The sequence below is a fragment of the Flavimaribacter sediminis genome (assembly GCF_019492055.1).
In the GTDB taxonomy this organism is placed as follows: Bacteria; Pseudomonadota; Alphaproteobacteria; order Rhizobiales; family Rhizobiaceae; genus Flavimaribacter; species Flavimaribacter sediminis.
The window spans coordinates 961,341-987,024 of the sequence record NZ_JAICBX010000001.1 but is presented as its reverse complement, the minus strand read 5'-3'; the positions used below and the strand labels follow the sequence as shown (position 1 = coordinate 987,024).

The following is a 25,684-nucleotide window of genomic DNA, read 5'->3' as shown; positions in this document are numbered from 1 at the left end:
GCTACGCCCGTCCGGAGACTATGCCCTTCCTGTCAAGCCAATCGAAAACCGCGCCGGAAACCTCCTGCGGCCTTTCATGCAGGAGCCAGTGCCCTGTTCCCTCCATCCGGTGGATCTCCAGATCCGGCGCAAAGTCCTCAAGACCGTCCAGACAGACGTCTTTGAGGGCGGCGTCGTCAGCGCCCCACACGACAAGATGCGGGACCTGAACCGTGACATGTTCCGCCGGAATGTCGAGCAGACGCTCTGCTTCGCGTTCGATTCCGGCTGCGTCCGCATCCGCCGCCGGCACAACGAGGGGCGACGCGCGATACCAGTTGACCATCGCTTCCATCGCGCCAGGCTGGCTCCAGGCGTCGCGATATCCCTCTTTCACATCCTCGCTCAGCCAGTCCGTCGACGAAAAGCCCCCGATCATGTTGAACGTGCGGGCGTAGTCGTCCTCCTCGAGCGCCGCCTCGACGCCGGGTTTGCGAAGCCTCGGGATGTAATAACTCGCCTCGCGCTGGCCTTTGTCGAACAGTAGCGCCCGCTGGAACGTGACCGGATGGACGCCGTTGGCGATGACCAGACCGGTAAGCCTTTCCGGATGGCGGAAGGCATAGGCGTAGGCGACGGAAGCGCCCCAATCATGCCCGAACAGCAGGACTGGCTGATCCGGAGAAACGTGATCGATAAAGCGGGCGATGTCGCCGGCGAGATGCCGGGCCGCATAGGCGTCGACGCCTTTCGGCTTGAATGACAGATTGTAGCCGCGCTGATCCGGCGCGTAGACGCGGAAACGCGCGGCAAGCAACGGCATGATATCGCGAAAGCCGGCCCAGTATTCCGGAAATCCATGCAGGCAGATCAGCGCCGGCGCATCCGGACGCCCCAGCGCCGCGTAGTGAAGCCGCACTTCGCCTTCCTCGAAAACATGAAATTCGGGTTGCATGATTCTTCCTGTATTGGCGCCACATGAGCACTCGGGCGCTCACATAAGACGAAATCAGCAGGAACACCACCTTTGCCTTCACGGCGCACAGTGTTATAGGAGCGCGAACTTCACGATAGCTCAGCGGGCGCACCGCCCGAAAACATAAAGACGAGGCTTTCTTCATGGCAAAAATCAAGGTCGAAAATCCGGTTGTCGAACTCGACGGCGACGAGATGACCCGGATCATCTGGCAGTTCATCAAGGACAAGTTGATACACCCCTATCTGGACATCGACCTTGAATATTACGACCTCGGCATGGAAAGCCGCGACGCGACGGACGACCAGATCACCATCGACGCGGCCAACGCCATCAAGAAGCACGGCGTCGGCGTCAAATGCGCGACGATTACGCCGGACGAGGCGCGCGTCGAGGAATTCGGCCTCAAGAAAATGTGGCGCTCGCCGAACGGCACCATCCGCAACATTCTCGGCGGCGTGATCTTCCGCGAGCCGATCATCTGCAACAACGTGCCGCGTCTCGTTCCCGGCTGGACGAGGCCGGTGATTGTCGGCCGTCACGCCTTCGGCGACCAGTATCGCGCGACCGACTTCAAGTTTCCGGGCAAAGGCAAGCTGACGATGAAATTCGTCGGCGAAGACGGCTACGAAGAAGAATTCGAGGTCTTCGACGCGCCGGGCGCCGGCATCGCCATGGGCATGTACAATCTCGACGCCTCGATCACCGACTTCGCTCGCGCCTCGTTGAACTACGGCCTGCAGCGGAAGGTTCCGGTCTACCTGTCGACCAAGAACACGATCCTCAAGGTCTATGACGGCCGCTTCAAGGACATCTTCCAGGAAATCTACGAGGCGGAATTCCAGGACGCCTTCAAGGAAGCCGGCATCACCTACGAGCACCGCCTGATCGACGACATGGTGGCGGCCAACCTGAAATGGTCCGGCGGCTATGTCTGGGCCTGCAAGAACTACGACGGCGACGTGCAGTCCGACACGGTGGCTCAGGGCTTCGGCTCGCTCGGCCTGATGACGTCCGTTCTGATGACGCCGGACGGCAAGACGGTCGAGGCGGAAGCCGCGCACGGCACCGTGACGCGCCACTACCGCCAGCATCAGAAGGGCGAGGAAACCTCGACCAACTCGATCGCCTCCATCTTCGCGTGGACGCGCGGCCTCGCCCACCGGGCGAAGCTCGACAACAACGAGGCGCTGGCCAAATTCGCCGACACGCTTGAAAAAGTCTGCGTGGACACCGTGGAAAGCGGCCACATGACGAAGGACCTGGCGCTGCTGATCGGCCCAGACCAGCCCTGGCTTTCGACCACCGGCTTCCTCGACAAGGTGGACGAGAACCTGCAGAAGGCGATGGCCTGAGGCCAATTGCTCAATACAGACGAACGATCAACCCCGCCTCACCGGCGGGGTTTTTGTATGAGAAATCAGTGATTGGCTTCGATCGTCAGCCCAAGCAGTTGCGGCAGGGTCTGCGGCGACGTCATGAAGCCGGCCGCGATCTGGGCGACCGGCAAAGGATTTTCGGGCTTCAGCGTTACGCGAAACGATATCGGATTCTCGAGGAAGTCTGACAGTTCGGCTTCTACGTCAGCAAGCACTTCCTTGCTTGCGAACGGGCTCAGATTGTTCAGCGCCTGCAGGAGCAGCGCTGTCTGCGCCTCCACCTCGCTCGTTCCGTCATTGTCGGCCCGCGCCGTGACGATGGCCTCAACCGCGCCGGCGTTCTCGAAATCCAGCTCAAGCGATTTCAGGTTGGCGGTGACCATCAAGGCTTCCGGCTTTTCAGGGTTTTCCAGCACAAAGCGCGGAACGCCTCCGATCTGCATACGCCCGCTGACCTTGCCGACATTTCCCAGATCGAAAACGAGACGATCTATCGTGACGTCGCCGGTGGCCTCATCCCATGCGATCCGGAAATCTTCGTTGAGCGCGATCTTCTCGATGCCAAGGCCCTCGAAGATGACGACCGCATCCGGATCCTCAATCATGTCGGCAGATATCTCGAAGCCGTCGATCGTAAGTTCGAAGAGGGTCGGAATGGGTGAGACCGCCGATTCGAACCGGGTGTGGAAACTGTTAAGGAGCAAATCATCATCTGTGCCGGCAAATTGAAGGGATAATTTCCCGAGACCCGCCGTGAGGGCAGTGGGCGTGAAAGCGCGCGCCAGCAAAAGTGGGTCAACATCTTCCAAAATTTCTGGACTATCGATCACTTGTCTCATCCAGGAAACGGACGGAAAGTCGACATCCTTGATAAAGATCTTCTCGAAATTCATGTCCAAGAAATTTTCGACACCGAATTCGAGATCGGTCATCGAGAATTCGCCAAGACCCTCCGAACCCAGATCCGAGAGCAAGAATTGACTCAGATTCAAGTCGATCTGGTTTCCATCCTGCTCGGCATCGACGGAGATTCCGCGGAGACCAGCGCGGGCGAGTGAAAAGCTCCGCAGAGTTTCCAAATACATGCGTTCGAATTGCGTATCGTCGACTTCGCTACCGGTGATCAGGGAGTCCATGTAGCCAAGAACATCGAAATCCGGGCGTTTCATCGTAACTCCCTCGATCAACACTTCATCAATCGAAGTCCGCTGTCCGGACACATTACTCAAATACCCGCGCTGGATCATTGATCCCAGGACCACGGTTTCTTCGATGGATCCCAGCTGCAGCAAGTCAACTGAACCAAACAAATTGTAGTCACGAAATTGCAGTTCTCTGGTGGACGCAACCTGGGTCGTCATTTTTCCGTTTTCATCAGGATACGTATATTCCTCGCGCGCCTCTCCGCTGTCATAGGCGCCGATAACTCCGTTCTCCCACCCGGAAAGCACAATATCACGCCGCGTGAACTTTCCTGAAACGACCCCTCCTCCGGCGTCGGACAAGTCGGTATCGATCTCGCCGTAAAGAAGCCCCATCCCGGCCCGGTCGACCCGTATTTCCTGCAAGGCCCGGATCAGGGGTACAAATCGGCTGACCGGCCGGTCCGGATCGTCGGCGATTTCAGGTAGAGCAGGAAAGAAGAATCCTTCTACGCTGTATTCCTCGACACCGCCTTTAACAGAGATTCGGCCTCTATCGGATGCGAGCGACAGCAGGTACTGCATGTCCTCGGGATAACTAATCTTGCTTGCCTCAACTCCATCACTCCGGAACTCGAGACCATGAAGAACCGTTTCCGGAATCTCGAGACTGAAGTCCAATACCCAAGTTCCGTACACGCCATTGACATGGACGCCCAATTCGCTGTCGAGGGTTACCTGATATTCGAGTTTGATATCCTCGATTACCGTTTGATCGTCACGCTCTTCTATTGCGCCGTGGGTTAAAGCAAGCCCTGGGACATCATTGACATTGAGCCACGTTTCCAGCGCGCCTCGAACATCCTCTTGCGCATTAACCTGAGAGGTTGCCGTAAAAACAAACAGGACTGCGGCGGCTGAAATTGCTTTCATTGAATAACTCCCGAACATGTCGGGGGAAATACTACAGGTTTCATGACCAAAGGCTACAACCGGCGAACAGTTCGCCGTGTAAACTTTCCAAAATCTCGACCCGGACCTTGCAGTCGCCGAGAGCCTTTTCCGGAAGCCGGGTCGAGCCCGGCATGAGGGAGGATTTATATTTAAGTTATTGTTTTTAAATTGCTAAATACTGTTTTGCATAAACCAATAAAATCTGGCTTTGTTTCGGGAATTGGCTTTCGCGGGCAAAAAAGCCCCCTCTGGCTTTGTTTCGGGAATTGGCTCTCGTGAGACAAACCGCCTCATCTGGCTTTGTTTCGGGAATCGCGGTTTTTGGCAATCAGGTCAGGCCGCAATGGCCTCGGCCACCGCCTCGACGGCGGCGTCCGCCTTGCTGGCGTCGGGGCCTCCGGCCTGAGCGAGATCGGGCCGGCCGCCGCCGCCCTTGCCGCCAAGCGTGGCGGAGGCGACGCGCACCAGATCGACAGCGCTGAACCGGTCTGTCAGGTCTGATGTCACGCCGACCACGACGCTGGCCTTGCCGTCGTCGGACACGCCGACGAGCACGACGACGCCGGAGCCGAGCGAAGCTTTGGCTTCATCAACAAGCCCCTTCAGATCGCGCGGCGCGACGCCCGCGAGCGCCTTGCCGAGATATTTGACGCCTTTGAGATCACGGGTCTCGTCGGAGGCCTGAGCCGGGCCGCCCATGGCGACCTTCTTTTTCAGGTCAGCCACTTCCTTTTCGAGCTTGCGGCGCTCCTCGACGAGGGTTTCGACACGGGCGACGAGTTCGGACGGCTGGACGCGCAGTTTCGACGCCAGTTCACGCACCCGCCTTTCCTGCTCGGCCAGATAATCCCGCGCGGCCTCTCCCGTCAGCGCCTCGATACGCCGAACGCCGGCGCCGACGGCGCTCTCTCCAATGATGTGCACCAGGCCGATATCACCGGTGGCTTTGACGTGGGTTCCCCCGCAAAGCTCCGTCGAATAGGTCTTGCCCTTCTTGTCGCCGCGAAGCGCCGAGCCCATGGAGACAACGCGGACCTCGTCGCCATATTTCTCTCCGAACAGCGCCATGGCGCCCTCGGCGATAGCGTCGTCGACGGCCATCAGCCGCGTGGTGACCGGGCTGTTCTGGATCACGATCTCGTTGGCCATGCCTTCCACGACTTCCAGCTCATCCGGCTCCACGGGCTTCGGATGGGAGATGTCGAAGCGCAGCCTGTCCGGGGCGACGAGCGAGCCCTTCTGCGCGACATGGGCGCCCAGCACCTCGCGAAGCGCCTCATGGATCAGATGCGTGGCGGAATGGTTGGCGCGCAGTTTCGAGCGGCGTCGGTTATCGACGTCGAGCACGACCTCCATGCCCTTGCGCGGCACGCCCTCCTCGACGCTGGCGTGGTGCACGAACAGACCGTCGGCCTTTTTCTGCGTGTCGGTGACGACAAGGCGCAGGCCATCGGCGCTGATTACACCGGTGTCGCCCATCTGACCGCCGGACTCGCCGTAAAACGGCGTCTGGTTGACGATGACCTGTATATCGTCGCCGGCTTTGGCTTCATCCGTTTCCTTGCCGTCACGAACAATCGCCGTGATCACGCCCTCGGCGCGCTCGGTGTCGTATCCGAGAAAATCCGTTGCGCCGAGTTTGTCTTTCAACTCGAACCATACGGTTTCCGTCGCAGCCTCGCCGGAGCCCGCCCAATTCTTGCGGGCTTCCGCCTTCTGACGCTCCATGGCGGCCTTGAAACCATCGTCGTCCACGGAGATGCCACGCTGGCGCAGTGCGTCCTGCGTGAGATCCAGAGGAAAACCGTAAGTGTCGTACAGCTTGAAGGCCGTCTCGCCGTCAAGTACGTCGCCTTCGTTCATGTCAGAGGAAGCGTCGGTGAGCAGCGACAGGCCGCGCTCAAGCGTCCGTCCGAAGCGGGTCTCCTCCAGCTTCAGCGTTTCGGAAATCAGCGCTTCGGCGCGGATCAGTTCCGGATAGGCGCGGCCCATTTCGGCGACAAGCGCGGGAAGCAAACGCCACATGAGCGGTTCGCTCGCGCCGAGCAACTGTGCGTGACGCATGGCGCGCCGCATGATCCGGCGGAGCACGTAGCCGCGGCCCTCGTTCGACGGCAACACGCCGTCGGCGATCAGAAAAGCGGACGACCGCAGGTGATCGGCGATCACCCGGTGGCTCGCCCGCGCCTTGCCCTCGGCCGGAACGCCCGTCAGTTCGACCGACGCGCCGATGAGCGTCTTGAAGAGGTCAATGTCGTAATTGTCGTGTTCGCCCTGCAGAACGGCGGCGATGCGCTCGAGACCCATGCCGGTGTCGATCGACGGCTTCGGCAGATTGACCCGCTCTTCGGCGGTCAACTGCTCGTACTGCATAAAGACGAGGTTCCATATCTCTATGAACCGGTCGCCGTCTTCTTCCGCGGAACCGGGAGGACCACCCCAGATATGCTCGCCGTGATCATAGAAGATTTCCGAGCACGGACCACAAGGGCCGGTATCGCCCATCGCCCAGAAATTATCGCTTGTCGGGATGCGGATGATCCGCTCCTCGGGAAGGCCGGCAATCTTCTTCCACAGATCAAAGGCCTGATCGTCCGTGTGATAGACGGTGACGAGAAGCCTGTCCTTGTCGAGGCCGAATTCCTTCGTGATCAGGTTCCAGGCAAGCTCGATGGCAAGATCCTTGAAATAATCTCCGAAGGAGAAATTGCCGAGCATCTCGAAGAAGGTGTGGTGACGCGCCGTATAGCCGACATTGTCGAGGTCGTTGTGCTTGCCGCCGGCGCGCACGCATTTCTGCGAGGTTGTCGCGCGATTGTAGGGACGGTGTTCAAGACCCGTAAAGACGTTCTTGAACTGCACCATTCCGGCGTTGGTGAACATCAGCGTCGGGTCGTTGCGCGGCACAAGCGGGCCGGATTCGACGATCTCATGACCGTTGCGGCCGAAATAGTCGAGAAACGCCGTCCGAATATCGTTTACGCTGCTGCTCATCGCCAGCCCTTTACCCTACGCCTTGCGGCGACCCTGATGCGGTCGCCTTGATCCATGCGGCTTTTATCCATCTCGCCGCGGACTGTCCAGATACACTTGAGGGGCCTTGTCCGGGTTCGCGGACGCCAGCATTCAGACGCCGCAAATACGGACGAAACCGGCGGCGTCACGAAGACGCCGCCGGTTCCTGGGAACGCTGACAAATATCAGCGGGGATGGATCACGCTTCGGCCGCGTCGTCTTCTTCCGGACCCCTGTCATCGAGCATCTGCTCGGCGATAAGGCCTGCATTCTGGCGCAGGGCCAATTCGATCTCGGCCGCTATCTCCGGGTTGTCCTTAAGGAACTGCTTGGCGTTCTCGCGCCCCTGCCCCAGCCTCTGGCTGTTGTAGGAGAACCATGCGCCGGATTTTTCGACGATGCCCGCCTTGACGCCGAGGTCGACAAGTTCGCCGGTCTTCGACACGCCCTCGCCGTACATGATGTCGAATTCCACCTGCTTGAAGGGCGGCGCCATCTTGTTTTTGACGACCTTGATGCGGGTCTGGTTGCCAACGATCTCATCGCGATCCTTGACGGAGCCGATGCGGCGAATGTCGAGGCGCACGGAGGCATAGAACTTCAGCGCATTGCCGCCGGTGGTCGTCTCGGGCGAACCGAACATGACGCCGATCTTCATGCGGATCTGGTTGATGAAGATGACCATGCAGTTGGAGCGCGAGATCGAGCCCGTCAACTTGCGCAGCGCCTGGCTCATCAGCCGGGCCTGCAGGCCGGGCAGAGAATCGCCCATTTCGCCTTCGATTTCGGCGCGCGGCGTCAGCGCCGCGACGGAGTCGATCACCAGCACGTCGATCGCGCCGGAACGCACAAGCGTATCGGCGATTTCGAGCGCCTGTTCGCCGGTGTCCGGCTGAGAGATCAGCAGGTTTTCAAGATCCACGCCCAGCTTGCGGGCATAGACCGGATCAAGCGCATGCTCGGCGTCGATGAAACCGCAAATGCCGCCCTTTTTCTGCGACTCAGCGACAGTATGCAGCGCCATGGTCGTCTTGCCGGAGCTTTCCGGACCGTAAATCTCAATGATGCGCCCCTTCGGCAGGCCGCCGACGCCGAGCGCGATGTCCAGTCCGAGCGAACCGGTGGAGACCGTCTCGATCTCGACAACGTTCTCGTTCGAGCCGAGCTTCATGATCGAGCCCTTGCCGAATGCCCGCTCGATCTGCGAGAGCGCCGCATCAAGTGCCTTGCTTTTGTCCACCGAATTTTCCTCTACGAGCCGCAATGAATTCTGAGCCATTCAATCCACCTTTAGGTTATCTGGGCATGACAGGCAATGAGCGCCGCACACGTTCATTTGTACCCTATTTGTTCCAGTTTCGCAAGAGGCAGTTAAATAATTGTAAATATGCAAAAAATTATATTTTGTTCTATTTTTGTCCGGGAATGATGAAGACTACAGGCACCCGGCTTCTCCGTAACAACCGTGCGTTTCCCGGAAGACGCCTGATTCGCCCTACCGCTTGACTGATCATTTGTAGCGACGCGGCAAGATGTGCTGATCACGCTACGGCTATTGGGAGCAGATCATACCGCCTCAAACCGAATGCGCTTGCGGTCGGCGTGATAGGGCAAGCGTTTACGGGAGGCGGCGACGCGGCCGACCTGGAGTTTTGCGGCGATGACTTCTTCATCCCGTCCGGCGCGCGCGAGATCGCGACCGTCCGGCCCGACGATGCAGCTGTGCCCGAGAAAGCGCAGGTCGCCGTCTTCTCCGCAGTGGTTGGCGTAGGCTATATAGACGCCGTTCTCGAAAGCGCGTGTAGGAATGAGTTTGCGAGCAACGACTTCCCACTGGCTCGCCAGCGCCGTTGGCACGATGACCAGATCAGCGCCAGTCTCGCAGACATGGCGAAAGGTCTCGGGGAACTCCGCGTCGTAGCAGATGAGCGGGGCGATGCGAAAACCGTTCATTTCGAACAGGACGCAACCGGCGCCGGAGATGAAATGGTCTTCCTCGAAACCCGGCGGAATGACCAGTTTGCGATGCCTGTTCGCGAGCGCCCCGTCGGCGGTGAATGTTTGGGAAGAACTGTAAAGCCCGCCATCGGCGCGTTCCGCATAGCCATAGTGTATGGCGACGCCAAGCCGGCGCGCCATATCCGCGATGCGCCTGCTGGACGGCCCGTCGGCGGGCTCGCCCCTCTCCTTCAGCTTGTGTCCGACATTGTAGCCGGAAAGGAAAAGCTCGGGCAGCGCGACGATATCGAAGTCGCCTGCCCGATGCCGCAGGAGCGTCTGCTCCAGCCAGTTGATGCGCTCTTCGGGTTCGCCAAGGGAACCGGGGCTCTGCATGACGGCGATGTTCAGTTCAGCATCCATGACGTCAGATCTCTGTCACCATCAATTCGCGGGGATAGCTTGTCAGGTAGTCGCACCCGTCTTGCGTGACCACGACGGAATCGCCGATCCGTCCCGCGCAGGACTTTTCGACTGAAATGCCGCCGTCCACTGCGAAAGTCATTCCGGGTTCGAGCACCGTCCTGTCTCCGGCTTTCAGTTCCGGCGCTTCCAGATAGGAGACGCCGATCGAGCGGCCGGTGCGATAACCGGTCTCGTAGCCCCGATCCCGATACACCTCGTTCGCCGCAGCCGCCACATCCTCGGCGACGACTCCTGGCCGGATCGCCGCAATGGCGGCCTGCTGGGCGTCGATCGCGGCCTGCTGCACCTGCGCTTCATCATCCGAAATCTCGCCGATATGGAACATGCGGTCGAAACCGAGCTTGTACTGGCGGAACTGCGCCATGTTGCAGAAACAGAAATAGACCGGATCGCCGCGCTCGTAGCGGCGCGTACTCGCCCGCCTGTGCACCATGGAGGTGTCGGCGCCGCTTTGCAGGATCTGAAGATTGTGGATCATCGGCGACACAAAGCGGTCAAGCCCCTTGTCCGTCAGGAAGCCCGCCGCCTCACGCGTTCCGGCCTCGATGACGGCGAGCGCCGACTCGAATTCCGGCACGCCTTCCGCGAGCGACCCATGGGCGGCCTTCATCATGGCGCCGGCGACCCGGCCTGCCTGCCGCATCACCTCGATCTCGAACGGCGACTTGATCATCCGCATCCGTCCGAGATGCGGAGAGATGTCGTTCTTCGCCGCGTCGGGCCAGGTTTCGTCGATATGGTTGCGCACTAGCGCGGAAATGTGATTGCGCTCGATCCATATTTCGCCTGGCGCATCGCCGACGATTTCGGAAAGCAGGCGCATCCAGCTCCGTTGACCGGAATCTTCCCAGGCGCGCACATCGCCGACCCAGGTCATGGCGGACACCATCTCGGATTCAAGCAGCGGCGCAAGGACGACCGGTTCCGCATCCGGCCGGAGGATAAGCATTGTCGGCCTGCCGAATTCTATGCCGAGATACCCCCAGAAACCGGCGAGATAGGCGATCGACGCCTCATCGGTGAAGATTGCAAGCGGAATGGCGTTCTCGGCCATGAGAGCCTGCAGCCTCGCAGTTCTCGCCTTTGCTTCTTCCAGCATGTGCAACTCCCTCGCCGGAGGCGGTTTTTCAAGGTCGCGCCGCTTCAGCGCCATTGTTATAGTGCTGGAAGTTTGCGAATGAGACAATCAACCTGATTCAGATCCTTAACGCTTATCGGCAAGCGACGGACTTCGACGGAAAAAACCACACCCGATGGCACGTATCTTCGTCCTTGGCGGCGCCCATCTCGACCGACGCGCCCAGATATCAACCCGGACCATACCGGGCGCGAGCAATCCGGGCCGATGGCGCGAGGAACCGGGCGGCGGCGGTTTCAACGCAGCGCGCAACCTGGCGCAACTGGGCAATACGGTGACCATGGTTTCGGTCGGCGGCGGCGACGCGGCGGCAGAAGCCGTGGAGCGTCGCGCGGCGGACGCCGGCGTCGATTTCCGTCAGCAGATCTTTCTCGACCGGACGACGCCCAGCTATTCGGCTATTCTGGAACAGGACGGCAATCTGTTGATCGCTGTCGCCGACATGGAGCTCTATGACCGGTTCGGACCCCGACAGTTTTCCCGCAGACACATTCGGGAGGCGGTGGAAGCGTCCGAATGGATCCTGTGCGACGCCAATTTCCAGACGGCTTCGCTTGCGGCGCTCGTCTCCGCTGCGGCGCAGAACGGAAAACCGGTGGCGGCGATTGCGATTTCGCCGGCAAAGGTCGTGCGCCTGGCGCCGCTTCTCGACCAGCTCTCGGTGCTGTTCCTGAACGAAGCGGAAGCGCGGGAACTGTGCGGGCCCGACAGCGACGCCGACGCCTGGCCGGACGCCCTTCGCGAAAGAGGGCTGAGATGCGCGGTCATCACGCGCGGCGCGCGCCCGGTGATCGCCTTTGACGGCGAACGCGCTTTTAGCGTCGAGACGCGGGAGGCTGACGGGCTCGCCGACGTTACCGGCGCAGGCGACGCGCTTGCCGCAGCAACACTCGACGGCCTCGCGCGCGGACTTGAGCTTGCAGAAGCCGTGCGCAGCGGCGTGGCGGCCGCATGGATCACCGTGCGCTCGGCCGAGGCGGTCGCAACCGCGCTTGACGGGCCTGCCCTCAACGCAGCGACGGCGGGGATCGCCCCCGCAACCATCTTCAATCGACAGACAACCGGATACCCAGCGTGACCCCTGCCCCTGACATCGCCTATTCCACTGACGTTCGCGCGGCGCTCGACGCCGGCCAACCGGTCGTGGCGCTCGAATCCACGATCATCACCCATGGCATGCCCTGGCCGCGCAACCTGGAAATGGCGAAGGGCGTGGAGGCGATCATTCGCGACGGCGGCGCAACGCCCGCGACGATCGCCGTGATCGAGGGTCGGCTGCATGTCGGCCTCGAAGACGCGCAACTTGAAAAACTCGCGCAGACGAAAGACGCGCTCAAAGTATCGCGCGCCGATCTCGCTTTCGCCATTGCGACGGGTCGCACCGGGGCGACAACGGTCGCCGCCACCATGATCGGCGCCCATCTCGCCGGGATCGGCGTGTTTGCGACCGGCGGCATCGGCGGGGTGCATCGCGGCGCGGAGACGAGTTTCGACATATCAGCCGATCTCGAGGAACTGGCGCGTACGCCGGTGACGGTTGTCTGCGCCGGGGCAAAGGCGATCCTCGACATTCCGAAGACGCTCGAAGTGCTGGAAACCAAGGGCGTTCCGGTCGTAACCTTTGGCAGCGACGCCTTTCCGGCTTTCTGGTCTCGCGATTCAGGCCTGGCGTCGCCCTTGCGGCTGGATACGGCCGGCGAGATCGCCGCTTTTCAGCGGGCACGAACAGATTATGGCGTGACTGGCGGGATGCTGGTCGCCAATCCCGTGCCGGAGGCCGACGAGATTCCGCGCGAAGAGATGGAAGAGCACATCGCCGCCGCCCTGCGGATGGCGGACGAGCGCGGCGTCAGCGGCAAGGACGTCACGCCATTCCTGCTCGCCGCAATCTTCGACATAACCGAAGGCCGCAGCCTGCAGACAAACATCGCCCTCGTCGCCAGCAATGCGCGTCTGGCGGCCGAGATCGCGGTCGTGTCTGTAGAGGGTTGAGAAAGCAGTCCGATCGCCCGCGCAGACAAGCGGGCGAACGGATTACCAAAGAGACTTAACTCAGCGGAGCGATCTGGATTTCGACGCGGCGGTTCTGCGCGCGACCTTCGGCGGTCGCGTTGCTCGCAACCGGACGTTCCTGGCCGAAGCCGGTGACGTACATGCGCTGTCGGTTGACGCCCTGGCCGCCGAGATAGCTTGCGACCGACTGCGCGCGGCGCTGCGAAAGCTCAAGATTGTACTGCGCCGAACCGGTTGAATCAGTAAATCCGTAAACGTCGACAAGCGTCTGATTGTACTTGTTCAATACGATCGCCACGGAATTGAGCGTCGGATAGAAACCGGTGTCGATATTCGCCTGATCGGTCGCGAAGGTAATGTTGGACGGCATGTTGAGCACGAGATTGTTGCCGACGCGGGTCACCGAAATGCCGGTGCCCTGCAACTGCGCCCGCAGTTCGGCTTCCTGACGGTCCATATAGGCGCCGATCGCGCCGCCGGCGAGCAAGCCGATGCCAGCGCCCACCAGCGCGTTGCGGCGGTCGTTGCCGCCTGCCAGAAGCCCGAGTCCAGCGCCTGCTGCCGCGCCAAGCGCCGCGCCCGTCGCGGTATTGCCGACCTTCTGTTGACCGGTGTACGGATCGGTCGTGCACGCGGTCAGAAACAGCGCGCCTGCGACCAGGGCGGCCAGTTGCTTATACATTGGAATATTCCCTCTCGTGAATGTAACGCCGGAGTCGGCTTCAATACCAACATTGCGGCACGATTGTGGATAAAAACGCAGGTCAGTCGTCAAGCACCTCGCGAACCGCAGTCGCGAGCTGTTTGAGCGAGAAAGGCTTCGGAAGGAAGCCGAAATTAGCGTCTTCGGGAAGGTTTTTGGCGAAGGCTTCCTCGGCGTATCCGGAAACGAAAATGAATTTGAGCTCCGGGTAATCCTTCCGCAATTCGCGCAGCAAGGTTGGTCCGTCCATTTCCGGCATGACGACGTCGGACACCACGATATCGATCGCGCCTTCGAGTTCGCGGACGATCTCCAGCGCCTCGACGCCCGAACTCGCCTCGTGCACGGAGTAACCCCTTGTTTCCAGCATGCGCTTGCCGCCGCGGCGCACGGCCTCTTCGTCCTCGACAAGCAGCACGGTTGCGGCGCCTGTCAGATCCCGCGGTTCGGACGCCGCCGGCTTCTTGACCATGTCGTCCCCCGACTTCGTGTCGCCGGACGCAGGATCGGACGCCTTTGCGCCGGTTTCGACCTTTGCCGGCTCAACTTCCTCCACAATCTCGACATGGCGCGGGAGGAATATGCGGAACGTGGTGCCCTTGCCCAGTTCGGAGATCGGGTAGATGTAGCCGCCCGACTGCTTGATGATCCCGTAGACCATGGACAGGCCAAGGCCGGTTCCCTTGCCGATATCCTTGGTGGTGAAGAAGGGTTCAAAGATCTTGTCCATGAGTTCGGGCGCGATGCCAGTGCCCTCGTCCTGCACCTCGACCAACACATAGTCAGCCGCTTCGAGCCCGCGATAGTTGAGATTTCCGGCCTCTTCGCTGTCCACGTTTGCGGTTCTGACAGTCAGAACGCCGCCTTCGGGCATGGCGTCGCGGGCATTGACGGCGAGATTGATGATCACCTGCTCGAACTGTCCGAGATCGGTCTTCACAAGCCAGAGATCGCGGCCGTACTCGATTTCGAGCTTGACGTCGGCGCCGGTCAGCCGGTCGATCAGCATTCTCAGGTCGCCGATCACATCGGTCATCGACAGAACCGTTGGCCGCATCGTCTGCTTGCGCGAGAAGGCGAGCAACTGCCGAACCAGCACGGCCGCGCGATTCGCGTTGCGCTTGATCTCCATCAGATCGGCGAAGCTGGTGTCGGACGGGCGCAGAGACAAAAGCAGATGATCGGCAGACAGAAGGATCGCGGTCAGCACATTGTTGAAATCATGCGCGATGCCGCCGGCGAGCGTGCCGACGGCGTTCATCTTCTGGTTTTCGGCCATCTGGGCCTCGAGCGCTTTCTGCTCGGTGGTCTCCACGGCGTATATGATGGCCGCTTCCTCGCCGGCCGGACTGTCGATCACGGCTGTGACGTAGAAACGGAAATGCCGTTCGCCGTTGGCGGCGTGGCAGGTGTCGACGGGCGCGATGTCCGCGAGGCCGCGCGCCGCATCCGCGATGGCCATCTGCAGCCCGGCGCGGTCCGGCTCCTGGACGACCTGCGTGAAGGGCGCCTTGCGTTCGAGATCGTCGCGGGAGACCGCGCCCGAGAACATTTTCAGGAAAGGCGCATTGGTGCGCAGAATGCGCCCGTCGCTATCGACCGAGGCGATCGCCATCGGCGTGTTGTTGAAGAAGCGGGTAAAGCGCATTTCGGCGGACGCCGCGGTGTCGCTGTCGCCGTCCTTGCCGCTGCGCTGCAGGACAATAGTGCGGCTTTCGCCGGGCGCGCCGTCGCGGGTCGCCGTGGCGTTGTGAACGAGGCGCACGGGAAGGCTGCGGCCATCGCGCGCCAGCATGTCGAGGTCGAGGCTGGCGGTCTTGTTGAGGCCGGGCGCGGCCTGCACGGAATCGATCAGCGCCATTCCATCGCCCGCGATGATATCGCTGAGCCGGATCGACCCCGGCGTGAAGGAAGTCAAGTCGAGCCCTATCCACTCCGCAAGGGTCGCGTTGATATAGACGATCTCCCGATCCTCGCCGACCGACAGGAAGCCGGCAGGCGCGTGGTCGAGATAGTCGATCGCGTGCTGCAGCTGCTTGAAGACGTTTTCCTGCTCCTCGCGCTCGGCCGTGATGTCGGACAGTTGCCAGACGGAGAGAGGCTCGCGGACCGTCTCCATTCGCAGCGGACGCGCCTTGAGACGATACCAGCACGGAGAGGCTTCGTCGGTCTCGACGCCGTCCAACCGCTCGATCAGCCGGAACTCCTCCTGCCCTCCCGCGCCGTCGCGAACCGTGTTGGCGAGCCGGTAGAGCGCTTCCGAAGCCATGTTGTCGCGCGACAGAAGCGCCTCGATCGACTGCACTGTTTCGGCCGTCGTCGCTCCCGTCAGTTTCGCGTAGGCCTGGTTGGCGTAGACCACCCTGCCCCGGCCGTCGGTGATGATCACGCCTTCCGGATGACTATCGAGGAACAGGCGCGAGAGTTCGTCGCCGCCGCCTTTCGGCAGAACCTGCAGAAAACCGATGAAATGCAAAAGCAGATAGAGGACGCCGAGCATCGACAGGACGAAGAGCAGCCCGAGGCCGAAGCTGGAGCTGAAACGCCCCTCGACCAGGATGATCGCGCCGGCCGCCGCGATGAGGGCTATGCCCAGAATGACGAGGCGGACCACCGTTCCGGGCTTTGCATTCCGGTCGATAATCGGTGTCGGATAGCTCCCCGCCGGTTTCTTTTGCGCCATTCGGCCTCGCAGAAGAAGGTGATTCCGTAAATCGTTCCCGTTTGAATCACATTCCAGCGGGCATGGGAAGGGATCGGCGCCTGAAAGCCACAACAAGCTGTAATCTTGCCCGGCTGGAGTCGACATTAAAGGTATTTACCGCGTCAAATCATGCTCTTTCAAATATTTCCGGGCGCGTTAACTCCCTACAACCCTCCTGTGATACAATAGAATTGACGGCGCAGTGTGTGGGATGTAAGCCTCGCGCGCCACGTGTCCGGAGGGTTGTGACGCGCGCGCCTCCGGCGTGCGCTGGGGAAAATTGCGGAATGAAGAGTATGATCGAATCATTGTTCGGGGAAAGCGGCCCCACGACGGCCGGCATCGCTGTTATCGCCGCTGCAGTGGTTGTGGTTCTGTTGCTGATCTACTGGATTGTTAAGCGCCGCGGTCCGATGACCTTTCTGCGCGGCGGCGCCAACCGCCAGCCGCGTCTCGCAGTGATCGACGCAGCGCCAATCGACTCCCGCCGCCGTCTTGTTCTGGTGCGTCGCGACAATGTCGAACATCTGGTCATGATCGGCGGTCCCTCGGACATCGTCGTGGAAAGCCGGATTGTCCGCGCCGACAACACGCGCGTTGCGAAAAAACCAGCGCAGCCAGCCCGCGCCGCGCCGGTCGAAGACCGCAAGCCAGCGCCTGTTCCCGTGCCGGCGCCGGTTCCTGCTCCGCAACCGCCGGCTCCGGCGCCAGCGCCTGAAGCGACGCCGGAAAAGACGACGCGCCCCGCGACCGCCGCCAACGATCAAAAGCCGGCGCCGCAGCCGCCACGGCCTGTGCAGGAGGCGAAACCCGCCGCGCCGCCGAAGGCGATTGAGCCAGTCCCGGCGCCAGCGCCGGAGCCCCGCCGCGCGCGCGCACCGGTTGTCACCCCGACCACAAGAAAGCAGGCCGCAGGAAAGGCGAACGCGACGACTGAACCTGCAGCCGCGGAGAAACCGTCGAAATCACCGGCGCAGAACGTCGTTCAGCCCGTTCCGGGTCCAGGCAAGCCGGACATGGACAAACCTGCTTCGGCCACGCCGGCGCCGCCCGCACCGGGCGCCGTGGTCATTCCCGTAGCCGCCGAGGCCAAGGCGGAAAGGAAACCCGCCCAAGATCAATCGAAGGATAAGAAATCGGAAGCGCCCGCCGTCGAACCGGCCAGCGATAAGCAGGAAGCGAGCGCCGCCAACCAGGACAAGGCTCCCGAGGCTGGCGCGGAAAGCATCGACGCCGCAGGTCCGTCGAAAGCCAGGGAACTGATCGGCGAATTCGACGAAATGCTGGAATCGGAGCTGATCAAGGACGAACCGATAACGGTCGAGCCTCCGGTCGTCGCCGACGCCGACAGCAAGAGCGCGTCCAACCCGAACGCCTCTCTTGAAGACGAGATGAAGAAACTGCTTGGCGACCTGTCCACCAAGCGTTGATCTTGAAAGGCTGCCTTTCGAGGCAGCGCTTTATTCGTCCCGGTAAACCTTCTCGCGTCTCTCGTGACGCTCCTGCGCCTCGATAGAAAGCGTGGCGATGGGACGAGCGTCGAGGCGCTTCAGGCTGATCGGTTCGCCGGTTTCCTCGCAATAGCCGTAAGTGCCGTCCTCGATGCGCTGCAAGGCGGCGTCGATCTTGGAAATCAGCTTGCGCTGCCGGTCACGAGCGCGCAACTCGATGGCGCGGTCGGTCTCGGACGAAGCGCGGTCGGCGATGTCGGGATGGTTTGCGCTGTCTTCCTGCAGGTTGCCCAGAGTTTCGCGGGCTTCCCTCAGTATCTCGTTCTTCCAGGTGTTCAGTTTGGCGCGGAAGTAAGTCCGCTGCTTTTCGTTCATGAACTCCTCGTCATCCGACGGGACATATGAATCGATTTCTGCCGTATCATTCATTACGAATCCCCAACTGGTGACTTTTTGGCCCGTGTATATCCACACAGCCCGGTTCAGACAAGCAGTAAAAGCAATCGGCATTCAGTTTTTCGTGAAATATAGAAATTGGATTAACTAACTACAATCATTGATCTTTTTGTCACAGAATTATCATATTTTCAAACAGCTAACGATGTTAACGACCAAGCTTTGAGACATCACGGCCTGCTCACGCGCAGTCGGGCGCCCCCTACGCAGCGTCTGAACGTCGTCCTCAAGGCGTCGCGCCGCATTTGTGCAGGGCACAAGGACCAATTGGCGCACCGTCGGGGAACGAAGCCCGGCAATTGTTGTTTCGCGCCGAATTTGCCAATACAGTCGCGTCTGATCCGCGAACAAGCCGTGCCGAATATCCATGAATGACGCAATCCGTTTCCCGAAGACAGTCTATCTTCTGCGCCACGCCCATGCGGCCTGGGCGCGGCCGGGACTACGCGATTTCGACCGCCCGCTCGACCAACGCGGCGAAGCCGACGCTTCTGTAATAGCCTCCGTGATCCGCGAACGCGGCATCGCGCCGGAACTTGTGCTATGCTCCAGCGCCGTGCGCTGCAACCAGACCTGCGACATCATATCCTCCGCTCTGCCGCCGGACACCGACATTCGCCTGCTGGAAAGCCTCTACAGCAACGACTACCATCACTACATCAAGCAGATTGCGGACAGCCGGGCGCAGAGCGTCATGATCATCGGGCACAATCCGATGATCGAGGACACGGCGATCGCCCTCGCATTCACAGCCGACGAAAAAGCCGCGCGCCGATTGCAAAAAGGCTTCCCCACCGCCGGGCTCGCCATTTTCGAAACGAACCGGTCGGAAGCGAATGCGGAAAACGGCGGGCGTCTGAGCGAACTGCTGTCTCCGAAGAAAGCCTCGAAGCTGACAAACCACTGATCTCCGCCTGGAACAGCCATGCCTGCGCGCGACGCTGCGCGATTTCCCGCAGGCAAATGCTTCAATCCAATCAAGACAGTATCTATATGGGGGACAACCGAGACGGAGCCTTGCATTGGCCTCTATGCTTTCCCGCTTCACCGACGAAGCCCAGATATCCTTCGACAACATTGTCGATCGCGCCGGAACCATGATGCGTCCGACCGTGCGCCTTGGGGTGACCGGGTTGTCGCGGGCCGGCAAGACAGTGTTCATCACAGCGCTGGTGCATAACCTGCTGCATGGCGGACGCCTTCCGATGTTCAAGGCCTACCGCTCAGGCCGCATTTCCTCGGCGCGGCTCGAGCCGCAGCCCGACGACGCCGTGCCCCGTTTCCAGTACGAGGATCACGCCGAAGCGCTGATCAAGGAGCGGATCTGGCCGCAATCAACCCGCGCGATTTCCGAAATGCGGCTCACGATCAATTATGAATCGGCCAGCGGCTGGAACCGCCTTTTCTCCGCAGGCAAGCTGTCCGTCGACATTATCGACTATCCGGGTGAGTGGTTGCTGGACCTGCCGCTGCTCGAGCAGGATTACCGGACATTCAGCGAGAACGCAGTCAGGCTCGCCGCGTCTCCTGCGCGCGCGGACCTTGCCGAAGCTTGGATTTCCAGATCCCGCGCAATCGACGTGAAGGCGGCGGCCGACGAGACCCTTGCCCGTGAACTGTCAGACCTGTTTTCGCAATACCTCAAGGCCTGCAAGAGCGACGAACGCGCGCTCTCCACACTTCCGCCGGGACGTCTTCTCATGCCGGGCGACCTTGAGGGTTCGCCGGCGCTGACTTTCGCCCCCCTGCCCGATCTGCCCGTCGGCAGCGCGCCGGCAGGCAGCCTGTGGCACATGATGGAGCACCGCTACGAGGCCTACAAGCGGATCGTCGTGCGGCCGTTTTTCCGGGATCACTTTGCTCGGCTCGACCGCCAGATCCTGCTGATCGACGCATTGCAGGCGATGAACGCCGGACCGGAGGCGGTGCAGGATCTCGAGCGCGCGCTGACCGACATCCTCGCCTGTTTCCGCCACGGGTCGTCGAACATCCTGACGTCGCTGTTCACCCGCCGCATCGACCGCCTTCTGGTCGGCGCCACAAAGGCCGACCACCTCCATCACGAAAGCCATGACCGCCTGCAAAACATAGCCGGACGACTGGTCGACCGGGCGCTCGCCCGGACGCAAGGCGCAAGGGTTACGACAGAAGTCCTGGCGCTGGCGGCCGTCAGGGCGACGCGTGAAGCAAGCGTCAAGGAGGCTGGCGAGAACCTGCCGCTGATCGTCGGCGCGCCTTTGAAAGGAGAAAAGATCGCCGGCGAGACCTTCGACGGAAACACCAAAACCGGCATATTTCCCGGAGACTTGCCGGAAGATCCGGAATCATTCTTTCAAGCGCTTGAATCAAAAGATGACGCGGACAGGCCTCACATCAATTTCGTGCGCTTCCGGCCGCCGAAGCTGGAGACCACGGCGGAAGGCCTCACACTGTCCCTGCCCCATATTCGCCTCGACCGTGCGCTTGAATTCCTGCTTGGAGACCTACTCGCATGACCAGGGAATCTGCGCGAAAGCCCGCGGCCTACCGGATCGCCGAAGACGAACCGGCGGAGGCGAAGACAAAGGAACGGGGACGCGCTCCGTCGTCCTACGAAGTCGCCATTGTCGACGAGATGGAAGACCCGTTTCTGAACGAGGATCCGGATGCAATCGACGCCGACGCCGTAGACAGTCTGACGCCTGAACCGGCGAAGACGCCGGAACGCCGCTGGTCTTTCCGCAAGACTGCGCTGTCGGCTTTTGGACTGCTGTTTTCCCTGGCCCTGGCCCTGTGGATCGACAATCTGATCCGCGCGCTCTTCGAACGCGCCGAATGGCTCGGATGGGTGGCGACGGGCCTCACCGTGATTGGCCTGTTCTCGCTTGCAATGATTGTGCTGCGGGAAGCGTTGGCGATCGCGAGGCTGAATTCGGTGCACCGTTTGCGCCAGGACGCGGAAGCGGCGCGCGCAGACCCCCGTCCCGCCAAGGCCCGCGCCGTGCTCAAAGGGCTGATCGGAACCTTCGAAAAACGGCCGGAAACCGCCCGCAGCCGTGAACGCCTGAAGGAACTTGATGACGACATCATCGATGCGCCGTATCTGATGGAGCTCGCCGAGAGCGAACTTCTCGGGCCAATCGACAGAGAGGCGCGCGCCATGATCCTGGCTGCGTCCAAGCGCGTGTCGATCGTAACCGCCATCAGCCCTCGCGCGCTTGTCGACGTCGGCTACGTGCTGTTTGAATCCATTCGACTGATCCGGACGCTCGCCTATCTCTACGGCGCGCGTCCCGGCACTCTCGGACTGCTGCGGCTGTCGCGCGACGTTGTGGGACATTTGGCGGTCACCGGATCGATCGCGGTCGGCGACAGCCTCGTTCAGCAGGTCGTGGGTCATGGCGTGGCGTCGCGGCTGTCGGCGCGACTGGGCGAAGGCGTCATCAACGGTTTGCTGACCGCCCGGATTGGCATCGCGGCCATGGATCTGTGCCGCCCCATGCGCTTTCACGCGGTCAAGCGGCCAGGCATTGGCGATTTTCTCGCCGATCTGACCCGTCAGGCCGCCGGAAGCCGTTCATCAACCGACAAGCAGAGCTGAAAAACGGCGAATATTTCCAAGCGCCCTGTTTTTCTGCTATCATCAAAGGCGTCTATCAACGCGTCATTAACCATTCCGGACGATTGTATGCTCTGGTTGACGAGTCTGGATCCTCCCGGGGGCAAGGAAAATGTTCTATAGAAGTGTCATTGCTGCCGGCGCCTTCGCCATCGGGTTGACGGGTTCCACCATTGCGATGGCCAGCGACAGCGCCTTCTTTCAGTCCGTCGCCGGAAAGTGGCGCGGCCCCGGCGAAATTGTCGCCGGCAAGTACAAGGGCACCAAATTCGTCTGTGATTTCGAAGGCGGCCCGTCAGAGACCGCTAAGGTTGGCCTGCTGCTCGACGGCAAATGCAGGGTCGGCATGTTCACTCAGAAAATGTCCGCCTCCATCAACAGCGACCGCGGCAGATATTCCGGCTCCTTCATGGATGGCGGCGACGGAAAGGGTCTGGACATTGTTTCGGGCAAGATTTCCGGCAACAAGATTGTCGTCGGCCTCAATCGCGCCAAGCTGGACGGCGCAATGGTCGCCCATCTCACCGACCAGAACCAGATGAACGTTACCGTTTCGGTCGAGGTTCAGGGCACGCTCGTGCCGGTGATCGGCATCACGCTGTCGCGCAACAGCAAGGTCGGTTCACTGAGAATGGACCGGCGTTAACCGGGACATTAAGAACTCCGCCACCAGTCTCCGTTCTCACTGGCGACATCAATTCCTTCCTTGTCGCATTCCTGCGACCAGCCTGACACCGTTCTCCCCCTCACCTGAATGTCGCCTGCGATTTCAGCAAGCGGAAGGAGGACGAAGCCGCGATCGTGCATGCGCGGGTGCGGTATCGTCAGCCGTTCGTTCTCCAGAGACAGATCGTCGAAGGTGAGGATATCGATATCGATAGTGCGCGGTCCCCAGCGAATCGTCCGCTGTCGTTTGAGCGCCTGTTCGATGTCCTTGCACTTTTCCAGCAACTGCAACGGCTCCATTGTCGTGCGGACCACAGCACAGCAATTCAGGAACCAGTCTTGCGCCACCGGACCCCAGGGCGGCGTTCGGTAAAGGCGGGAAACCGCTTCGATCTCGATCGATGGATCTGCATCGAGGGTCTTCAAGGCTTCGGCCATCGCCCGCAGTGGGTCGCCGACATTTCCGCCGAGCCCCAGTGCTGCGCGGGAACCTGATCGATCGCCGTCACTCGGCGTCATGATCGACCGTCACCTCGGCGTAATCCAGCACGCCTTCTATGGGCACGCTCGGTTTTCTTACCGTGATGCGGGCATGACGCACGGCTGCAAATTCCTCACACAACACCGAACCGATGCGCCAGGCCAGCGCCTCGATCAGACGGAAACGCTCGCTCGTCACGATCCGCGTCACCGAAGCGTAGACGGCGCCGTAGTCGACAACATCCGATTCATCATCCTGCGTCAGGGCCGTGCTTGCTTCCACATTCAAAACGATGTCGACGAAAAAACGCTGCCCGAGGTTTTCTTCGCTTTCAAACAGTCCGTGACGGGCAAAGAACGCGCAGTTTTTCAGGGTAATCGTATAGAGCATAATCAATCTTCCAAATTTGAAGCCAAGAGCACGGCGTCAGCGACACTCAGTGCGTCGCGGCTCGCGGCGACGTCATGGACACGGAAAATGGCGGCTCCCTGCATCCGCAGCAGCGCGGTGGTCGCCGCAGTGGCGATATCGCGATCCCCGGCGGTTTCCCGGCCGGTGACAGCGCCGAGAAATCTTTTTCGGGACGCGCCAACCAGCAGCGGAAAACCGATATCATGCAACTCCGGGAAACGCGCGATCAATTGCATGTTCTCGTCCGGGTTCTTTGCGAAGCCAAACCCCGGATCAAGCACAATGGCCGTATCGTCGATCCCCGCATCACGCGCGACTTCGAGCGAACGACGCAGAAACCAGAACTGATCGTCGACGACGTCATCGAGCTTCTCGCGTCCCCGTCCGGTATGCATGATGCAAACGCCGGCGCCGGTGTCGGCGGCGACGCTTGCGATGCCCCGGTCTTTCTGGAGGCCCCAAACGTCATTGACGATGTGGGCGCCGCCATCGACGGCAAGGCGGGCTGTCTCGGCGCGATAGGTGTCCACCGAGATGATCGCCTCGCTTTCAGCCGCGATCGCCTCGATGACCGGCAAGACGCGCGCCTGTTCCGTGCCCGCATCGACCGTTTCGCCTCCGGGGCGCGTGGATTCACCGCCGATGTCTATAATCGTCGCGCCCAGCGCCAGCGCGTTTCCGGCTGCGTCAACCGCTTCTGCGACGTTGTCGAAACGACCGCCGTCAGAAAACGAATCCGGCGTTACATTGATGATCGCCATCAGCAGACCGCGGGGACCGACCGTCAGGGTTCGGCCATGCGCGAGCCTCCAGATGCGCGGCCTAAACGCGGTTGCTACAGCTTCACGCAGGGTTGGTATGGTCACGCCGGTCGCCTCGCCAGCAACGGAGCCGGTAGCGGGAGTGGATCAGGCCTGTCGCTCCGGGACATGCAAGACAAGCCCGTCGAGCTCCGACGACACCCTGATCTGGCATGAAAGCCGGGAACTGGGCTTCATCTCGAATGCGAAATCCAGCATGTCCTCTTCCATGACATCGGGTCCGCCAACCTTTTCCGTCCATTCGTCATCCACATAGACGTGACAGGTCGCACAGGCGCATGCGCCGCCACATTCCGCCTCGATGCCGGGTACGCCGTTGCGCACCGCGTTTTCCATGACCGATGTCCCGTCTTCCGCGTCAACATCGTAACGCACGCCTTCGGAGGATACGAATGTCAGTTTCGTCATAAATCGATAAGCTCCATGCTCCTGTTAAAGAGCGAAGTGAAATAGACGGTCGGGAAAGTCAAGTATTGTTGCGGGAAACGCGGGTTCCATGGCCAAAAGCAACATGGTTTTGACCCGATCGAGCGCAGGCGGAGGAGTTTGACAACCGGCTCGCTGGATGGCGAACAGGCGCCTGCCCGAAACGCCGCAGCTTCAGTGGCGCGGATCGGTCACGCAGCCTTGCCGGTGCTGCGCAAGGACAGTCGCTTCAGCGGGACAGACCCGATATGAAGTTTTCGACGTCGATGACGGCGTCTGCGAGCGCTTCGCGCAGAAAGCCGTCGTTTGGATTGTGCTCCAGGCTCTCTGCGACCTTCGACACGCCGAAAGCGCCGACGCTGGTCGCCGAGCATTTGAGCGTATGGACGACCTTGACCCTGTCGGCTTTCCTGATCTTGATCGCCGAGCCGCACAACTGGTTGACGCACAAACGCGCCTGGCGGGCAAAGAGGCCGAGCATATGCGCCTCCATGTCCTTGTCGCCCATCGTATGGCGCGCCAGATGCACGAGATCGATGGGGCGGCCGCTAGATGGACAGACACGGTGAAGCAGTTCCGGCGGTTCTTCCGGACGATGATGGATTGCCATGAAATTGATCCTTTCCCGTTCCCACATTGACAGTGGAGCGCACAAGTCTCGGTAAGGCCTTAAATGTGCCGGGAATTCGGTAAAAAACTGTAAACATGGTTAATCGAAGGTAAAGGCCGGAAATGGCGCAAATTTTTTTAATCATTGCGAAAGCCTGAAACGAATCATCACGCGACATCGTTCCTTATTCACCTTATAGAGTTTGTCAGTGGCAAATATCTGTGTCACAAAGAAAAAACGGGGTAGCGCCGGCTGCCGTTATGGGACGGTCAGCCGGGTTTTAGACAGACTGAACATAGACACAGAATTGTCATATGTGCACACCCGATTAAGCGAC

The 25,684-nt window shown here is 60.8% G+C and carries 22 protein-coding genes; 8 read left to right on the top strand and 14 right to left on the bottom strand.

Annotated features, from left to right (window positions below):
* Window position 1: 1 nt before the first annotated feature.
* A complete protein-coding gene (locus K1W69_RS04635; protein WP_220227149.1) occupies window positions 2-934 on the bottom strand; it encodes an alpha/beta fold hydrolase in 933 nt (310 codons plus the stop codon).
* Window positions 935-1,098: 164 nt separating this feature from the next.
* Here K1W69_RS04635 and K1W69_RS04630 point away from each other — a divergent pair, with 164 nt between their 5' ends.
* On the top strand, window positions 1,099-2,310 hold the full coding sequence (locus tag K1W69_RS04630) for an NADP-dependent isocitrate dehydrogenase (RefSeq protein ID WP_220227148.1): 1,212 nt from the start codon (window positions 1,099-1,101) through the stop codon (window positions 2,308-2,310).
* 65 nt (window positions 2,311-2,375) lie between these two features.
* On the opposite strand, the gene K1W69_RS04625 is transcribed toward K1W69_RS04630, so the two are convergent.
* The 5 genes from K1W69_RS04625 to K1W69_RS04605 form a co-directional block, all read right to left on the bottom strand.
* On the bottom strand, window positions 2,376-4,409 hold the full coding sequence (locus tag K1W69_RS04625; protein WP_220227147.1) for an aq_1923 C-terminal domain: 2,034 nt from the start codon (window positions 4,407-4,409) through the stop codon (window positions 2,376-2,378).
* 354 nt (window positions 4,410-4,763) lie between these two features.
* Window positions 4,764-7,424 (bottom strand): alanine--tRNA ligase, encoded by a 2,661-nt coding sequence (alaS, locus tag K1W69_RS04620; protein ID WP_220227146.1) that lies wholly within the window; start codon window positions 7,422-7,424, stop codon window positions 4,764-4,766.
* A 220-nt stretch (window positions 7,425-7,644) separates the two neighbouring features.
* Complete coding sequence (recA, locus tag K1W69_RS04615) at window positions 7,645-8,724, bottom strand: recombinase RecA (protein WP_220227145.1); 1,080 nt, start codon at window positions 8,722-8,724, stop codon at window positions 7,645-7,647.
* 287 nt (window positions 8,725-9,011) lie between these two features.
* Window positions 9,012-9,806, bottom strand: coding sequence for a carbon-nitrogen hydrolase family protein (locus K1W69_RS04610; protein WP_220227144.1), 795 nt, complete (start codon window positions 9,804-9,806; stop codon window positions 9,012-9,014).
* Window positions 9,807-9,810: 4 nt separating this feature from the next.
* On the bottom strand, window positions 9,811-10,968 hold the full coding sequence (locus K1W69_RS04605) for a M24 family metallopeptidase (protein WP_220227143.1): 1,158 nt from the start codon (window positions 10,966-10,968) through the stop codon (window positions 9,811-9,813).
* A gap of 154 nt (window positions 10,969-11,122) precedes the next feature.
* Here K1W69_RS04605 and K1W69_RS04600 point away from each other — a divergent pair, with 154 nt between their 5' ends.
* Window positions 11,123-12,085, top strand: a complete 963-nt coding sequence (locus K1W69_RS04600; protein ID WP_220227142.1) for a carbohydrate kinase family protein — start codon at window positions 11,123-11,125, stop codon at window positions 12,083-12,085.
* A complete protein-coding gene (locus K1W69_RS04595; RefSeq protein ID WP_220227834.1) occupies window positions 12,073-12,999 on the top strand; it encodes a pseudouridine-5'-phosphate glycosidase in 927 nt (308 codons plus the stop codon). Before K1W69_RS04600 ends, K1W69_RS04595 begins: the two co-directional genes overlap by 13 nt.
* A gap of 55 nt (window positions 13,000-13,054) precedes the next feature.
* Here the strand turns inward: K1W69_RS04595 and K1W69_RS04590 are convergent, their stop codons facing one another.
* A complete protein-coding gene (locus K1W69_RS04590) occupies window positions 13,055-13,702 on the bottom strand; it encodes a YiaD family glycine zipper/OmpA-like lipoprotein (RefSeq protein ID WP_220227141.1) in 648 nt (215 codons plus the stop codon).
* An 82-nt stretch (window positions 13,703-13,784) separates the two neighbouring features.
* Window positions 13,785-16,406 carry a cell cycle histidine kinase CckA gene (cckA, locus tag K1W69_RS04585; RefSeq protein ID WP_220227140.1) on the bottom strand — a complete coding sequence of 874 codons (2,622 nt, stop codon included), beginning with the start codon at window positions 16,404-16,406 and terminating at the stop codon, window positions 13,785-13,787.
* A 317-nt stretch (window positions 16,407-16,723) separates the two neighbouring features.
* On the opposite strand from cckA, the gene K1W69_RS04580 reads away from it, so the two are divergent.
* Window positions 16,724-17,857 carry a flagellar biosynthetic protein FliO gene (locus K1W69_RS04580; protein ID WP_220227139.1) on the top strand — a complete coding sequence of 378 codons (1,134 nt, stop codon included), beginning with the start codon at window positions 16,724-16,726 and terminating at the stop codon, window positions 17,855-17,857.
* Between the two features lie 30 nt (window positions 17,858-17,887).
* Here the strand turns inward: K1W69_RS04580 and dksA are convergent, their stop codons facing one another.
* Window positions 17,888-18,307 (bottom strand): RNA polymerase-binding protein DksA, encoded by a 420-nt coding sequence (dksA, locus tag K1W69_RS04575; RefSeq protein WP_220227138.1) that lies wholly within the window; start codon window positions 18,305-18,307, stop codon window positions 17,888-17,890.
* A gap of 394 nt (window positions 18,308-18,701) precedes the next feature.
* Here dksA and K1W69_RS04570 point away from each other — a divergent pair, with 394 nt between their 5' ends.
* The 4 genes from K1W69_RS04570 (at window position 18,702) to K1W69_RS04555 (ending at window position 22,578) form a co-directional block, all read left to right on the top strand.
* Window positions 18,702-19,241, top strand: a complete 540-nt coding sequence (locus K1W69_RS04570) for a SixA phosphatase family protein (protein ID WP_220227137.1) — start codon at window positions 18,702-18,704, stop codon at window positions 19,239-19,241.
* A 115-nt stretch (window positions 19,242-19,356) separates the two neighbouring features.
* Window positions 19,357-20,829 carry a YcjX family GTP-binding protein gene (locus K1W69_RS04565; RefSeq protein ID WP_220227136.1) on the top strand — a complete coding sequence of 491 codons (1,473 nt, stop codon included), beginning with the start codon at window positions 19,357-19,359 and terminating at the stop codon, window positions 20,827-20,829.
* Window positions 20,826-21,914, top strand: coding sequence for a YcjF family protein (locus K1W69_RS04560; protein WP_220227135.1), 1,089 nt, complete (start codon window positions 20,826-20,828; stop codon window positions 21,912-21,914). The genes K1W69_RS04565 and K1W69_RS04560 overlap by 4 nt, the downstream gene beginning before the upstream one ends.
* A gap of 130 nt (window positions 21,915-22,044) precedes the next feature.
* The gene (locus tag K1W69_RS04555) at window positions 22,045-22,578 is read left to right on the top strand and encodes a hypothetical protein (protein WP_220227134.1); all 534 of its coding nucleotides are present in this window, start codon (window positions 22,045-22,047) and stop codon (window positions 22,576-22,578) included.
* A gap of 8 nt (window positions 22,579-22,586) precedes the next feature.
* Here K1W69_RS04555 and folK read toward each other — a convergent pair whose 3' ends face one another.
* From folK to K1W69_RS04530, 5 genes are all read right to left on the bottom strand, one after another.
* Window positions 22,587-23,117, bottom strand: coding sequence for a 2-amino-4-hydroxy-6-hydroxymethyldihydropteridine diphosphokinase (folK, locus tag K1W69_RS04550; RefSeq protein ID WP_220227133.1), 531 nt, complete (start codon window positions 23,115-23,117; stop codon window positions 22,587-22,589).
* The gene (gene folB, locus K1W69_RS04545; protein ID WP_220227132.1) at window positions 23,104-23,475 is read right to left on the bottom strand and encodes a dihydroneopterin aldolase; all 372 of its coding nucleotides are present in this window, start codon (window positions 23,473-23,475) and stop codon (window positions 23,104-23,106) included. The genes folK and folB overlap by 14 nt, the downstream gene beginning before the upstream one ends.
* Window positions 23,472-24,356, bottom strand: coding sequence for a dihydropteroate synthase (gene folP, locus K1W69_RS04540; RefSeq protein ID WP_370688178.1), 885 nt, complete (start codon window positions 24,354-24,356; stop codon window positions 23,472-23,474). The genes folB and folP overlap by 4 nt, the downstream gene beginning before the upstream one ends.
* A 42-nt stretch (window positions 24,357-24,398) precedes the next feature.
* Complete coding sequence (locus tag K1W69_RS04535; protein WP_220227131.1) at window positions 24,399-24,719, bottom strand: 2Fe-2S iron-sulfur cluster-binding protein; 321 nt, start codon at window positions 24,717-24,719, stop codon at window positions 24,399-24,401.
* A gap of 247 nt (window positions 24,720-24,966) precedes the next feature.
* Entirely contained in the window at window positions 24,967-25,347 is a 381-nt protein-coding gene (locus K1W69_RS04530) for an Hpt domain-containing protein (protein ID WP_220227130.1), read from the bottom strand.
* Between the last annotated feature and the right edge of the window lie 337 nt (window positions 25,348-25,684).